15 protein-coding genes are annotated in these 12,864 nt (G+C 71.1%); 3 read left to right on the top strand and 12 right to left on the bottom strand.

Annotated elements, in window-relative coordinates; all coding sequences use genetic code 11:
- Window positions 1-89: 89 nt before the first annotated feature.
- The 3 genes from rplT to infC form a co-directional block, all read right to left on the bottom strand.
- On the bottom strand, window positions 90-473 hold the full coding sequence (rplT, locus tag ASF23_RS11115; RefSeq protein WP_055953018.1) for a 50S ribosomal protein L20: 384 nt from the start codon (window positions 471-473) through the stop codon (window positions 90-92).
- 47 nt (window positions 474-520) lie between these two features.
- Window positions 521-715, bottom strand: coding sequence for a 50S ribosomal protein L35 (gene rpmI, locus ASF23_RS11110; protein ID WP_055953015.1), 195 nt, complete (start codon window positions 713-715; stop codon window positions 521-523).
- 61 nt (window positions 716-776) lie between these two features.
- Window positions 777-2,006, bottom strand: a complete 1,230-nt coding sequence (gene infC, locus ASF23_RS11105) for a translation initiation factor IF-3 (RefSeq protein ID WP_235510866.1) — start codon at window positions 2,004-2,006, stop codon at window positions 777-779.
- 279 nt (window positions 2,007-2,285) lie between these two features.
- On the opposite strand from infC, the gene ASF23_RS11100 reads away from it, so the two are divergent.
- Entirely contained in the window at window positions 2,286-2,651 is a 366-nt protein-coding gene (locus ASF23_RS11100) for a DUF1844 domain-containing protein (RefSeq protein ID WP_055953012.1), read from the top strand.
- 132 nt (window positions 2,652-2,783) lie between these two features.
- Here the strand turns inward: ASF23_RS11100 and ASF23_RS11095 are convergent, their stop codons facing one another.
- The 6 genes from ASF23_RS11095 to ASF23_RS11070 all read right to left on the bottom strand — a co-directional run bounded on the left by ASF23_RS11095 (window position 2,784) and on the right by ASF23_RS11070 (window position 7,347).
- The gene (locus tag ASF23_RS11095) at window positions 2,784-3,596 is read right to left on the bottom strand and encodes an SseB family protein (RefSeq protein ID WP_055953009.1); all 813 of its coding nucleotides are present in this window, start codon (window positions 3,594-3,596) and stop codon (window positions 2,784-2,786) included.
- Entirely contained in the window at window positions 3,593-4,354 is a 762-nt protein-coding gene (gene priA / locus ASF23_RS11090; protein WP_055953006.1) for a bifunctional 1-(5-phosphoribosyl)-5-((5-phosphoribosylamino)methylideneamino)imidazole-4-carboxamide isomerase/phosphoribosylanthranilate isomerase PriA, read from the bottom strand. Before priA ends, ASF23_RS11095 begins: the two co-directional genes overlap by 4 nt.
- Window positions 4,355-4,442: 88 nt before the next feature.
- On the bottom strand, window positions 4,443-5,096 hold the full coding sequence (gene hisH, locus ASF23_RS11085) for an imidazole glycerol phosphate synthase subunit HisH (protein WP_055953003.1): 654 nt from the start codon (window positions 5,094-5,096) through the stop codon (window positions 4,443-4,445).
- Window positions 5,093-5,695, bottom strand: a complete 603-nt coding sequence (gene hisB, locus ASF23_RS11080; RefSeq protein ID WP_055953000.1) for an imidazoleglycerol-phosphate dehydratase HisB — start codon at window positions 5,693-5,695, stop codon at window positions 5,093-5,095. The genes hisH and hisB overlap by 4 nt, the downstream gene beginning before the upstream one ends.
- Complete coding sequence (locus ASF23_RS11075) at window positions 5,692-6,807, bottom strand: histidinol-phosphate transaminase (protein WP_055952997.1); 1,116 nt, start codon at window positions 6,805-6,807, stop codon at window positions 5,692-5,694. Before ASF23_RS11075 ends, hisB begins: the two co-directional genes overlap by 4 nt.
- A gap of 135 nt (window positions 6,808-6,942) precedes the next feature.
- Window positions 6,943-7,347 carry a LysM peptidoglycan-binding domain-containing protein gene (locus ASF23_RS11070; RefSeq protein ID WP_082474037.1) on the bottom strand — a complete coding sequence of 135 codons (405 nt, stop codon included), beginning with the start codon at window positions 7,345-7,347 and terminating at the stop codon, window positions 6,943-6,945.
- Between the two features lie 252 nt (window positions 7,348-7,599).
- On the opposite strand from ASF23_RS11070, the gene lexA reads away from it, so the two are divergent.
- On the top strand, window positions 7,600-8,241 hold the full coding sequence (lexA, locus tag ASF23_RS11065) for a transcriptional repressor LexA (RefSeq protein WP_055952994.1): 642 nt from the start codon (window positions 7,600-7,602) through the stop codon (window positions 8,239-8,241).
- Between the two features lie 33 nt (window positions 8,242-8,274).
- Here the strand turns inward: lexA and hflX are convergent, their stop codons facing one another.
- Window positions 8,275-9,843 carry a GTPase HflX gene (gene hflX / locus ASF23_RS11060; RefSeq protein WP_082474036.1) on the bottom strand — a complete coding sequence of 523 codons (1,569 nt, stop codon included), beginning with the start codon at window positions 9,841-9,843 and terminating at the stop codon, window positions 8,275-8,277.
- Window positions 9,844-9,903: 60 nt separating this feature from the next.
- Between hflX and ASF23_RS11055 the strand changes: the two genes are divergently transcribed.
- The gene (locus ASF23_RS11055; RefSeq protein ID WP_055952992.1) at window positions 9,904-10,515 is read left to right on the top strand and encodes a class I SAM-dependent methyltransferase; all 612 of its coding nucleotides are present in this window, start codon (window positions 9,904-9,906) and stop codon (window positions 10,513-10,515) included.
- Window positions 10,516-10,948: 433 nt separating this feature from the next.
- On the opposite strand, the gene dapF is transcribed toward ASF23_RS11055, so the two are convergent.
- Together dapF and miaA are read right to left on the bottom strand one after the other, a co-directional pair.
- Entirely contained in the window at window positions 10,949-11,863 is a 915-nt protein-coding gene (gene dapF / locus ASF23_RS11050; protein ID WP_055952989.1) for a diaminopimelate epimerase, read from the bottom strand.
- Window positions 11,860-12,825 carry a tRNA (adenosine(37)-N6)-dimethylallyltransferase MiaA gene (miaA, locus tag ASF23_RS11045; RefSeq protein WP_200919347.1) on the bottom strand — a complete coding sequence of 322 codons (966 nt, stop codon included), beginning with the start codon at window positions 12,823-12,825 and terminating at the stop codon, window positions 11,860-11,862. The genes dapF and miaA overlap by 4 nt, the downstream gene beginning before the upstream one ends.
- Between the last annotated feature and the right edge of the window lie 39 nt (window positions 12,826-12,864).

Genomic DNA, 12,864 nt, shown 5'->3' with positions numbered 1-12,864 from the left:
CAGTCTGACAGGCCGCTGCGTCACCAGCCGCCCGGACGCACGAAGGACCCGACCTCACGAGGAGATCGGGTCCGACGGAGGAACCGTGACTACGCGGCCTTCGGCGCCGAGGTGTCGGCGGGGAGCGCTGCCTTGGCGGTCGCGACGATCGACGCGAACGTGTCCGGGTTGTTCACCGCGAGGTCGGCCAGGATGCGGCGGTCGACCTCGACACCCGCGAGCGCGAGGCCCTGGATGAGGCGGTTGTACGTCAGGCCGTTCGCACGGGAGGCGGCGTTGATGCGCTGGATCCAGAGGCGACGGAACTCGCCCTTCTTGGCGCGGCGGTCACGGTACGCGTAGACGAGGGAGTGGGTGACCTGCTCCTTGGCCTTGCGGTAGAGGCGCGAACGCTGACCGCGGTAGCCCTCGGCGCGCTCGAGGATGACCCTGCGCTTCTTGTGGGCGTTGACCGCCCTCTTCACTCTTGCCATTGTTCTCTTCCTTCGGTTCCGGGTCGGCGGTGATCAGCGGTGGCTGATCAGTGGCCGAGGAGCTTCTTGATGACCTTGGCGTCGGCCGGAGCCAGGACCTGGTCGGTGTTGAGGCGAGCCTTGCGCTTGGCGGACTTGACCTCGAGGTTGTGGCGCATGCCGGCCTGCTGCTTCATGAGCTTGCCGGTACCGGTGACCTTGAAGCGCTTCTTGGACCCGGAGTGGGTCTTCTGCTTGGGCATTGTTGGTGCCTTTCCGTGCTGGGTTGTCGGGACCGTGCGGCCCGGGTTCGTGGGGCGGTGCCTACTCGGCGGGCTTCGCCTTGGCGGGAGCCGGCTTGGCAGGGGTCGCCTTGGACGGGGTGGCGCGCGGCGTCGGAGTCGCACGGGGCGTCGGCGTCGCCGAGGCTGCCGGTGCCTTCGGGGCGGGCGTCGCCTTGGCCGCGGGTGCCTTGGGAGACGGCGTCGCCGTGGCTGCCGGCGCCTTGGGAGCGGGCGTCGCCTTGGGCGTGGCCGCCGCCTTGGGTGCCGCCGCGGAGGCGGACTCGGCAGCGGGAGCAGCCTTCGCCGGAGCAGCCTTGGCCGGGGCTGCCTTGGCCGCAGCTGCCTTCGCCGGGGCTGCCTCGGTCGGAGCGGACACCGGTGCCGGGGCTGCCTCGGTCGGAGCGGACACCGGTGCCGGGGCTGCCTCGGTCGGAGCGGACTCCGTTGCCGGGGCGGTGACCGCCGTGTCCTCGATCGCCGGGGCGACCTCGACCGGAGCAGCCGTCGCGGGAGCAGCAGGTGCCGGGGCGGCGTCGACCACCGGAGCGGCGTCGACCACCGGGGCGGCGTCGGCCACCGGAGTGGCGCCGGCCTTGACCGGAGTCTGCCTCGGGGCAGCCTCAGCGCGCTTCTCTTCCTTCTGCGCGGCCTTCTTGGCGTTCGCCTCGGCCTTGGCGTCGGACTTGTTCTTGAGCGGCGACACGACCATCGTCATGTTGCGGCCGTCCTGCGTCGGACGGGACTCGACGATGCCGAAGTCCTGGATGTCCTCCGCGAAACGCTGCAGCAGGCGCACACCCTGGTCGGGACGCGACTGCTCACGCCCACGGAACAGGATCATGGCCTTGACCTTGTCGCCCGCGGCGAGGAAGCCCTCGGCGCGCTTGCGCTTGGTCTCGTAGTCGTGCGCATCGATCTTCAGGCGGAAACGGACCTCTTTCAAGATCGTGTTCGCCTGGTTGCGCCGGGCCTCCTTGGCCTTCTGCGCTGCTTCGTACTTGAACTTGCCGTGGTCCATGATCTTGGCCACGGGCGGCTTCGAGTTCGGAGCAACCTCGACCAGATCCAGGTCGGCTTCTTGCGCGAGGCGCAGGGCCACGGCGATGGGGACAACGCCGACCTGTTCTCCACCGGGTCCGACGAGTCGGACTTCAGGGACACGGATTCGGTCGTTGGTACGGGGATCGCTGATGCGGAACTCCTTGTGTCTGCGGTATCTCGTCCGGCCGAGCGGCTGGACGGAGGCGGCGATGAAGGAGTTCGTACGCACGGATCGACCCGCTGTACGCGCCCGACCCCGGCAGGACAGCCCCTTGCGGGACGGTCCCGGACTCGGGGACACACACCACACGTCCGAGGACCTGTGGAGCGCTGCCCGACGGAAGCCCGTCAGGCGGGGCGATGATGACCCGGTAACCTGTGATGCGCGGTCGCGGGTGGGAGAAACTCCTCTTTCGCGCTGCTGTTCGTCCGATCCGCCCGAGGTCTTCCGACCACGGTCAGGGCACACGACAGCAACTGCCGCCGACCACTCTAGCAGAGGAGCCACGTGACCGACAGCCCGTACGACACCGACAGCGAGCCCGTCTTCTCCGGGGACGAGGCGCGCGACATCGCCGAGGTCCCCGCGGTCGAGCTCATCAACACCGTGAGCATCCACCTGCTGAGCGCGGCCGCTGTCAAGGTGGGACTCGCGGACGACCCCGAGCGGCAGATGGACCTCGACGAGGCCCGCAAGCTCATCACCGCCCTCGCCGGGCTCGTCACCGCCGCGGCCGCGGAGATCGGCGACCACCACGCCCGGCCGCTGCGGGACGGGCTCCGCAGCGTCCAGCTGGCGTTCCGCGAGGCCTCGGCGATCCCGGACGCACCCGGCAAGGGCCCCGGCGAGAAGTACACGGGTCCGGTCAACTGACGTCGGGCCGGTCGGCGTGCCCGTCCGTCCGGGTGTTCTGAACACGCTCGTCCGCGCTGCACACCCACATCCGGGTGTTCCGGGTGGATCGCCGTGTTCAGACTGGCCAGGCGAGCAGGTGCCGGTCCGGCGTCAGCCTGCCGGACGCAGTGCGATCCCGAGGCTGTCGACGTGCTCCGCGACCGCGGGGTCGACCGCCCACCGTCGCTGCAGCCGTCCGAGCAGCGCGTGCAACCGAGCCTCGTCGAGCCCCGGCACGAGCACGAGTCCGACCGTCAGCTCCGGCCCCGCGAAACGGGCGAACGGGTCCCCCGGTGCCAGTTCGACCCGCACCACGGACGGCTCGTCCGCCACCGACGCCGCGACCGCCGCGCCGACCCGGGGGTCCTCGAAGCACGGGATCCACGGCACGTCCTGCCCGAGCGCCCACACGGCCGGACGACGGAGCGCGAACTCCGTCGGCGCGGTCGGGTCGAGCACGACGAGCTCGGTACCCTCGCTCGCCGCCGCCATCGCGATCCGGCGTGCCTCGACCGGGATCGGCCGGGCGGTGGGATCCCACGACTGCATCGCCGCCACGGACGTGAACGCCGGCATCACGGTACGACCGTCCGGACCCGCCACCGTGACGATCGAGAGCTCCTGGGTCTTGTCGACGGTCCGTCCGTCCGAGGTCGTCCCGACGTCGCCCGCGTGGGCGACGAGCGGGATGAGCAGCCGGGCCTGCCGGACGGCGTCGAGCACCGTGCCGTGCGAACCCTCACCACGCTGGACGGCCTCGATGGCTGCGATCAGGGCCTCGTCCGCGGATCCGTCGTCACCCGCGAACGTGGTGTCGTGCGCCTGGAAGGTCCGCCCCTCCCACGGCAGTCCGGCGCTGTCCGCGTGCGGCTGCGGCTGCGGGTGCGGCTGCGGCTCGTGTCCGTGCGGGTCTGCGTCCGTCACTCGGACGCCACGTCGAGCGCCGCCGGCAGCGTGAACGCCCCGGAGTAGAGCGCCTTGCCGACGATCGCACCCTCGAGGCCGAGTGGCACGAGCTCCCGGAGCGCGCGCAGGTCGTCGAGTGCGGAGATGCCGCCGGACGCGACGACCGGACGATCGGTGTGTTCCAGCACCCGGCGGAGCAGCTCGACGTTCGGCCCCTGCAGCGTGCCGTCCTTCGCCACGTCGGTCACGACGTAGCGAGCGCATCCCGCGTCCTCGAGCCGGGCGAGGACCGTGAAGAGGTCGCCCGCGTCCCGGGTCCAACCCCGTGCCGCGAGGGTGGTGCCCCGGACGTCGAGGCCGACGGCGATCCGCTCGCCGTACTGGCCGATCACCCGCGCCGTCCACTCCGGGTCCTCGAGGGCCGCCGTGCCGAGGTTGACCCGTGCCGCTCCGGTCTCGAGCGCGGCCTCGAGGGATGCGTCGTCCCGGATGCCGCCCGAGAGCTCGACCGAGATCCCCTCGACCTTCCGGATGATCCGTCCGATCACGTCGCGGTTCTCGCCGCGGCCGAACGCTGCGTCGAGGTCGACGAGGTGGATCCACTCCGCACCCTGCTCATGCCAGGCCGCCGCCGCGTCGACGGGGTCGCCGTAGCCGGTCTCGCTGCCCGCCTCGCCCTGCGTCAGGCGCACCGCGGTGCCGTCGACGATGTCGACGGCCGGCAGGAGCACGAGCGGTGCGGTGTTGACGAGTTCGGACGAGTGCTGTTCGGACATGGGCCTTCCGGGAGGATCGGGGTGCGATGGGCGCGCCGGCTGCGGTTCCGCGGACGGAGGGTCGCCGCCCGAGCGTGCTCGGATGGGTTCAGAGGGTCCGGACCCAGTTGGCCAGCAGTGCGATGCCCGCGGCCCCGGACTTCTCCGGGTGGAACTGGGTTGCCGAGAGCGGACCGTTCTCGACGGCCGCGAGGAAGCGGTCGCCGTGGGTCGCCCACGTGGTCTTCGGCGCGGAGAACGGACCGTGTCCGTCGATGTCGAGCCGCGTCGCGCCGTACGAGTGCACGAAGTAGAACCGCTCGCCGCGGATGCCGTCGAACAGCACCGAGTCCTCGGGGGCGTCGACGTCGTTCCAGCCCATGTGCGGCACGACCTCGGCGTGGAGCTCCTCGACGGTGCCCGGCCACTGCCCGAGTCCCTCGACGTCCTCGCCGCGCTCGATCCCCCGCTCGAACAGCACCTGCATGCCGACGCAGATGCCGAGGACCGGACGACCACCGGCGAGCCGGCGGTCGACGATCTCGGCACCCTGCACCGTCGCGAGCTGGTCGACGACCGCGCGGAACGCCCCGACGCCCGGGACGAGCAGCCCGTCGGCGCGCAACGCGGCCTGCTTGTCGCCCGTGACCGTGACGTCGGCTCCAGCGAGCTCGAGGGCCTTGGCAGCCGAGTGTATGTTGCCGGACCCGTAGTCGAGCACGACGACCGACGGACGGGCGCCTGCGGCTGGGGTCTCGGTCACAGCGAGCCCTTGGTCGAGGGCACGCCGTCCACGCGGGGGTCGAGTACGATCGCCGCACGGAGCGCACGCGCGAACGCCTTGAACTCCGCCTCGGCGATGTGGTGCGGATCGCGGCCGTCGAGCACACGGAGGTGCACGGTGAGCCCGGCGTGCATCGTGATCGCCTCGAACACGTGCCGCACGAGTGAGCCCGTGAAGTGTCCGCCGATGCGGTGCAGGGCGAACCCCTCCGGCTCCCCGGAGTGCACGAGGTACGGACGGCCCGAGACGTCGACGACCGCCTGGGCGAGCGCCTCGTCGAGCGGGACGAGGGCGTCCCCGTACCGCGCGATACCCGCACGGTCGCCGAGGGCGGCGCGGAGCGCCTGTCCGAGGACGATCCCGGTGTCCTCCACCGTGTGGTGTGCGTCGATGTCGACGTCGCCCGTCGCGGTGACGTCGAGGTCGATCAGGGAGTGCTTCGCGAAGGCGGTGAGCATGTGGTCGTAGAAGGGCACGGACGTCGAGATCGACGACCGGCCCGTGCCGTCGAGGTCGAGCGACAGCGAGACGGAGGACTCGCTCGTCGTCCGCGTGATCGAGGCGGTGCGCGCGGTCATGCCTCAACCCTAACGGCGGGGCGCGATGCGGTGATCTCCCGCATGGCGTCCAGGAACGCCGACGTCTCGGCAGCCGTGCCTGCACTGACCCGAAGGTGCCCGGGGATCCCGAGGTCCCGGACGATCACGTCGTGCGTCAGGAGCGCCTCGAACACGGCGTTCGGGTCGTCGACACCCCCGAAGAGCACGAAGTTCGACCACGTGTCGTACGGGTGGTAGCCCATCTCACGGAGCTCGGTGACGATGCGGTCCCGCTGCACCACGATGTCGTCCACCATGCCGAGCATCTCCGGCGCGTGTCGGAGCGCTGCGATCGCGGCGGCCTGCGTCAGGGCGGAGAGGTGGTACGGGAGCCGGACGAGGCGGAGTGCATCGACCACCGCGGGGTGCGCCGCGAGGTACCCGACACGGGCGCCGGCGAAGGCGAACGCCTTGCTCATCGTCCGGGAGACCACCAGGCGCTCGCGACCGGGCAGCAGTGTGACGGCGCTCGGACGGTCCTTCGGCATGAACTCCGCGTACGCCTCGTCCACCATCACGATGCCGTCCGTGGCGTCGTACACGGCGGCGATCGTCTCGAGCGAGAGCGGCGTCCCCGTGGGGTTGTTCGGGCCGCACAGGAACACGAGGTCCGGACGGTGCTGCTCGACCGCGGCCGCAGCGGTTGCCGGCGAGATCGTGAACGACTCGTCGCGCTCGGCCGGGATCCATCGGCTCCCGGTTCCGGCCGCGATCATCGAGTGCATCGAGTAAGTCGGCGGGAAGCCGAGCACACTCCGCCCGGGGCCACCGAACGCCTGTAGGAGCTGCTGGATGACCTCGTTGGAGCCGTTCGCCGCCCAGATCTGCTCGGCGGCCACGATCTGCCCGGGGGTGCTGAGGTACCCCGCGAGCGACTCGCGGAGTGCCGTGAACTCGCGGTCCGGATACCGGTTGACCGTCACGAGGGCCTGACGCACCGACTCGAGGATGTCCGCGGCGACGTCGTCCGGGACGGGGTGGGTGTTCTCGTTGACGTTGAGCGCGACCCGCACATGGATCTGCGGCGCGCCGTACGGGCTCTGCCCGCGCAGGTCATCACGGATAGGAAGGTCTTCGAGGGTGAACGCCACACCCCATGCTATTCCGCGACGGGCAACGGGAGCCCGGCCGTCCGGACGGTCCGACCGCGTGCAGCCCGCCGCGTCGAGCTCGTCGCCTCGCTACTTGCTGGTGCTGCACGCTACTTGCTGGTGCTGTGCTGCTCGCTACTTGCTGGTGCTGTACTGGGCGGGGATCGCGATCTGCTGCCCGGCCTGGACCGCGGACCCGTCGAGGTTGTTGAGCGTCAGGACATCCTGCACGAACTCACGCGGGTCGCTGTTCGGGGCCTGTTCCTCCGCCACCTGCCACAGCGACTCGCCGGGCTCGATGGTCACGGTCTGGAACGTCGCCGGCGATCCCGACGTGGACCCGTCCCCAGCCGATGCCTGCCCTCCGTTCAGCACCGCGAGCGCGACGACGATCAGCAGTGGGATCGCCGCGACCGTCGTGAACACGACGCGACCCCGGCGTGTGAGGCGGAGCTTCGGAGTGGCCGCCGCCGTTGCGGGACCGACGGCCGGTCGCGTCCGAACAGTGGTGCTGCGCTGGGAGATCATCGCGGTGCTCATGTCGTCTGCCTTCCTGACTGTGTGCCTGCATCTGGCGGGTGCGGATCGAACCCGTGTACCGAACATACGTTCGAACGGACACGCATGCAAGTCCCCTGGAGTGATTTCTGGGGGATTTTCCTGCGACACGCTCGAACATGTGTTTGTCCGGGGTCAGTCGGCCGGATACAGTTTCGATCGACTGGTATCAGTCAAGCGGGGACCACCGACATTCCCGCCGCATGATCGACAGCACGACCGGAAGGCGACGACGTGGCGGACGAACTGCGGGCCCAGAAGCCCCTCACTGCCAAGCAGCAGTCGATCCTCGACGCCATCCGTGCATCGATCGCGAACCGTGGCTACCCGCCGAGCATGCGCGAGATCGGCGACGCCGTCGGCCTGTCCTCGCTCTCGAGTGTCACCCACCAGCTCGGGCAGCTCGAGCTCGGGGGCTGGATCCGCCGTGACCCGAACCGCCCCCGCGCGCTCGAGGTCCTGGTCGACGAGCCGATGGCCACCGACGGTCCCGACATCGACGCGACGACGCTCGTGCCCCTCGTGGGGCGCATCGCGGCCGGTGTGCCGATCACGGCCGAGCAGCACGTCGACGAGATCATCCCGCTCCCCCGGCAGCTCGTGGGGACCGGTGACCTCTTCATGCTCAAGGTCGTCGGCGAGTCGATGATCGATGCCGCGATCTGCGACGGCGACTGGGTGGTCGTCCGGTCACAGCAGACCGCCGAGAACGGTGACATCGTCGCGGCCATGCTCGACGAGGAGGCCACGGTGAAGGTCTTCCGCCAGCGCGACGGTCACACGTGGCTGCTCCCCCGCAACTCTGCGTTCGAACCGATCCTGGGCGACGAGTCCTCGGTGCTCGGCAAGGTCGTCGCGGTCCTCCGCTCGATCTGACGGCCCGTCCGTCGGCCCGTCCGGCGACCCGCGTCAGGCCGGCTGCACCACGTCCGCGACGTACGGCGCCAGGTCCGCGACCTGCCGACGGAACACACGCACCGAGACCCGCGTGCCCTCGGGCACGTACTCGGTCGACTCGACCGCACCCTCGTCGTGCAGCTTCGACACGACTTCGCCGTGGTCGTACGGCACCACGAGCGTGAGCGCGACGTCGGGCTCCGGGAGCCGGGCCTCGATCGCGCGGAGCAGGTCTTCGATGCCCTCACCGGTGCGCGCCGACACGAACACCGCGTCGGGCTCGAGGCCGACGAGCACGAGCCGCTGGTCGGCATCGATGAGGTCGGCCTTGTTGAAGGCTACGATCTCCGGGATCTCGCGCGCACCGACGTCACCGATCACGTCGCGGACGGTCGCGAGCTGCGACACCGGGTCCGGGTGCGATCCGTCGACCACGTGCACGATGACGTCGGAGTCGCCGACCTCTTCGAGGGTGGAGCGGAAGGCCTCGACGAGCTGGTGCGGCAGGTTCCGCACGAACCCGACGGTGTCGGAGAACGTGTACGGCCGCCCCTTCGCACTCTCGGTCCGTCGGACGGTCGCGTCGAGGGTGGCGAACAGCTGGTTCTGCACGAGCACACCCGCACTCGTCAGCCGGTTGAGCAGCGACGACTTGCCGGCGTTGGTGTAGCCCGCGATCGCGACGCTCGGCACCTCGTTCCGGGTGCGCTCGGCGCGCTTGGCCTCCCGTGCGGGCTTGAACCCGGCGATCTGCCGACGGAGCTTCGCCATGCGCGTGTGGATGCGCCGACGGTCGAGTTCGATCTTCGTCTCACCGGGTCCGCGCGATCCCATGCCCGCCCCGGCACCACCGACCTGGCCACCCGCCTGACGCGACATCGACTCACCCCACCCGCGGAGTCGCGGGAGCAGGTACTCGAGCTGGGCGAGCTCGACCTGCGCCTTGCCCTCTCGGCTCTTGGCGTGCTGGCTGAAGATGTCGAGGATCACGGCGGTCCGGTCGATGACCTTGACCTTCACGACGTCCTCGAGCGCTCGGCGCTGCGACGGCGCGAGCTCGGTGTCCGCGATCACGGTGTCGGCGCCGACGGCGGCGACGGCCATGCGCAGTTCCTCGGCCTTGCCGCGACCGAGGTAGGTGCTCGGATCGGGGTGCGGGCGACGCTGCAGCAGGCCGTCGAGCACGACGGCGCCGGCGGTCTCAGCGAGGGCAGCGAGCTCGCGCAGGGAGTTCTCAGCGTCCTGCGCATCGCCCTGGGCGTACACGCCGATCAGGATGACGTTCTCGAGCCGGAGCTGCCGGTACTCGACCTCGGTGACGTCCTCGAGCTCGGTGGACAGTCCGGCGACGCGGCGGAGGGCGGCGCGGTCGTCGCGGTCGAACTGGTCGCCGTCGCCCTGCCAGCCGGTCTGGTCGACGTCGCGGGTCTGGATGGCCTGGGCTGGTGCGAACACCGACGACACCGATGCGCGGGAGTCGGCGTTCCTGAGCACACGCTCGACGACGCTGTCGCCCTCGTTGCCGTCAGCGTGGAGCCGGGCGTCCTCGCCCGAAGTGGAGGTGCTGTCCTGGTCTGTCATTGCTCCACAGGGTACCTCCGCGATGCGCTCGACACACCGGCTGAACGGTACGGTTCATCCATGGCGAACGAGCACTACTTCTCGGCGAACCCGGAGAGCGATGCGCGTCCGCGGCAGATCAGCGTGACCCTCGCGGGCAAGACCGTCCAGCTGACCACCGCGGCCGGCGTCTTCAGCCCCACCCGACTCGACGCGGGCACCAGGGTGCTCCTGCAGTCCGTGCCCCGCGTGCCGGAGGACGGCTCGTTCCTCGACATCGGATGCGGGTGGGGGCCCCTCGCGATCACGATGGCGCTGCAGTCCCCCGCGGCGGACGTCTGGGGTGTCGACGTGAACGAGCGCGTGCTCGACCTCGCCAGGGCGAACGCCGCTTCGGCCGGCGCGACGAACCTCACGGTCCGACTGCCGCAGGACGTGCCCGCTGACCTCCGGTTCACGACGATCTGGTCGAACCCGCCGATCCGTGTGGGCAAGGACGAGCTGCACACCATCCTGACGACGTGGATCCCGCGCCTCACCGTCGGCGGGGATGCCTGGCTCGTGGTGTCGAAGAACCTCGGCGGGGACTCCCTGCAGCGCTGGCTCGCCGACACGCTCGGCGATGACTTCGCCGTCGCGCGCACCACCACGGACAAGGGGTACCGCGTGATCCGGGTGCACCGCACGGCGTGAACGCGGCCTGACGCAGCGCGAGCGCACTCGCGCCGCACCGCCGAGTTCGCTCTCCACCGCCCCGCACGACGGTGCGCAGTCCGGAGAACGGTGCGGCACGCCGGACTGGAGGCGCGGCACGGCTCCGCGACCAGGGTCACGTCCGGAGAACGGTGCGGCACACCAGACTGGAGGCGCGGCACGGCTCCGCGACCAGGGTCACGTCCGGAGAACGGTGCGGAACGCCGGACTGGAGGCGCGGCACGGCTCCCCCAGCAGGGGTCACGTCTGGAGCGCGGTGCGGAAGGCACGGACCTGAGGCCCGGACCGTCTCCACAACGCACGGTCACGGTGCGGACGTGCGCCGTACCTCCAGGCCGTGCGGTCGTGCGGTCGTGGCCACTGGTCGCGGCGCCCGCGGGTCAGGCCGCCCGCGGGTCGGGCCGCCCGCGGGTCAGACGGTCAGGTCGCCGGAGAACACCAGGTCCGCCGGACCGGCCAACGCGACGTGTTCGCCGTCCTCGGCCGGGAACATCCGCACCGTCAGCACCCCGCCGGGGACGCCGACCCGCCAGGTGTTCGGCGCCTTCGGGCCCGCCCAGTGCCGCACGGCAAGCGCCGCAGCCACCGCACCGGTCCCACAGGACAGGGTCTCGCCGCTGCCGCGCTCATGCACCCGCATGGTGATGCTGCCGACCCCGTCCTGCACGAGCGGATCACCCGGCAGCACGAACTCGACGTTCGCGCCGGACGCCGGGGCGGGATCCAGCACCGGGACGAACGTCAGGTCGAGGCCCGCGAGCTCGTCGTCCGTGGCGACCGCGACCACGACGTGCGGGTTCCCGACGTCGATGCCGAGGCCGGGCCGGGCACCCTCGAGGTTCTTCGCCCGCACGGCGAGGTCGTCGTCGCCAACCCCGTCCGTGCTGTCGAGACCGGTCCCGGCGATGCCGAGGGCCCACCGGCCGAGATCGGCGGAGAAGCCGTTCGTGGTGCGCTGGACGTCGACCACGCCCTTCCGGGTGCCGATCGACAGGGTCCCCCCCGGCGCGAGCTCGACGAGCCCCGCCTCCGTCAGGTAGCGCGCGAACACGCGGACGCCGTTGCCGCACATCTCCGCCACGCTGCCGTCGGCGTTGTGGTAGTCCATGAACCACACCGCGTCGGGATCCTCCGCGACGATCGGTGCCCCGACCGCGATCGCGTCCGACCGGACCGCGCGGATGACACCGTCGGCACCGACGCCGAACCGGCGGTCCGCGATGGCCCGGATCCGCTCGGGGCTCAGGTCGACCGCGGCGTCCGGGTCGGCGAACAGCACGAAGTCGTTGCCCGTGCCGTGGCCCTTGGTGAAGTGCAGATCCGTCACCCGACGATCCTACGGGCCAGCGCCTCGAGGTCGTCGCGCGGAGCGAACGTCAGGTCGAGCGTCTCGGCGTCACGGTAGCGCTTGAACCAGGACACCTGCCGCCTGGCGTACTTGCGGGTCGCGACACCGGTCGCCTCGATCGCGTCGGCCTCGCTCGACCGTCCGCGGAGCACGTCGAGGGCCTGTGCGTACCCGATCGCCCGGCTCGCGGTCCTGCCGTGTTCGAGCCCCGCGTCGACGAGCCCCTCGACCTCGTCGACGAGTCCGCTCGCGAACATCTGCGCGGCGCGGTCGTGGAGCGCGGGGACGAGCACCTCGCGCGTCCGGGTGAGGTGCAGGACCCGCGCCGGACGCCAGGCGCGGGGTGCCGCCGGGAGGGTCGGACGGACGACGTCCGCACGGCTCGCGACCTCGAGCGCGCGGACCAGACGCCGGCCGTTCTGCGCGTCGATCGTCGCCGCCGCCTGCGGATCGAGGGCGCGGAGCCGTTCGAGGAGAGCCGGACGCCCCTCGGTCATGAGGTCGGCCTCGAGGCGGGCGCGGAGCTCCGGGTCCGTGCCCGGGAAGTCGAGGTCGTGGAGCACGCTCGAGACGTAGAGACCGCTCCCACCCGTGAGGATCGCGATGCCACCGGCGGCGGTGATGCCGTCGATCGTCGTCCTGGCCTCGGACTGGTAGGCCGCGACACTCGCCTCGTCCGTGACGTCGAGGACGTCGAGCATCCGGTGCTCGATGCCGTGCCGTTCGACCGCGGGGAGCTTCGCCGTCCCGACGTCCATCCCGCGGTACAGCTGCATCGCGTCGGCGTTCACGACCTCGGCATGGATCCCGGTGTCGCGGAGCCGCCGGGCGATCGCCACGGCCAGGTCCGACTTGCCCGTGCCGGTCGCGCCGACGACGGCGATCAGCGACGGACTCGGGTGCCGCGGGTGCGGGTGCGGGTGCGGTGGGTCCGGCTGCACTGTGTCCGGGTGTGGTTGGCTCGGCTGCTGGCCGTCCTG

The sequence above is a fragment of the Curtobacterium sp. Leaf261 genome (assembly GCF_001422205.1).
GTDB lineage: Bacteria > Actinomycetota > Actinomycetes > Actinomycetales > Microbacteriaceae > Curtobacterium.
This window is presented reverse-complemented; position numbering and strand designations above follow the sequence as displayed.

Excerpts from the sequence above, each read along its gene's own strand:
- rplT (WP_055953018.1), bottom strand. The coding sequence starts at position 473 with ATGGCAAGAGTGAAGAGGGCGGTCAACGCCCACAAGAAGCGCAGGGTC.
- rpmI (WP_055953015.1), bottom strand. The coding sequence starts at position 715 with ATGCCCAAGCAGAAGACCCACTCCGGGTCCAAGAAGCGCTTCAAGGTC.
- priA (WP_055953006.1), bottom strand. The coding sequence starts at position 4,354 with ATGTCCGAACAGCACTCGTCCGAACTCGTCAACACCGCACCGCTCGTG.
- hisB (WP_055953000.1), bottom strand. The coding sequence starts at position 5,695 with ATGACCGCGCGCACCGCCTCGATCACGCGGACGACGAGCGAGTCCTCC.
- ASF23_RS11070 (WP_082474037.1), bottom strand. The coding sequence starts at position 7,347 with ATGAGCACCGCGATGATCTCCCAGCGCAGCACCACTGTTCGGACGCGA.
- hflX (WP_082474036.1), bottom strand. The coding sequence starts at position 9,843 with ATGACAGACCAGGACAGCACCTCCACTTCGGGCGAGGACGCCCGGCTC.
- ASF23_RS11055 (WP_055952992.1), top strand. The coding sequence starts at position 9,904 with ATGGCGAACGAGCACTACTTCTCGGCGAACCCGGAGAGCGATGCGCGT.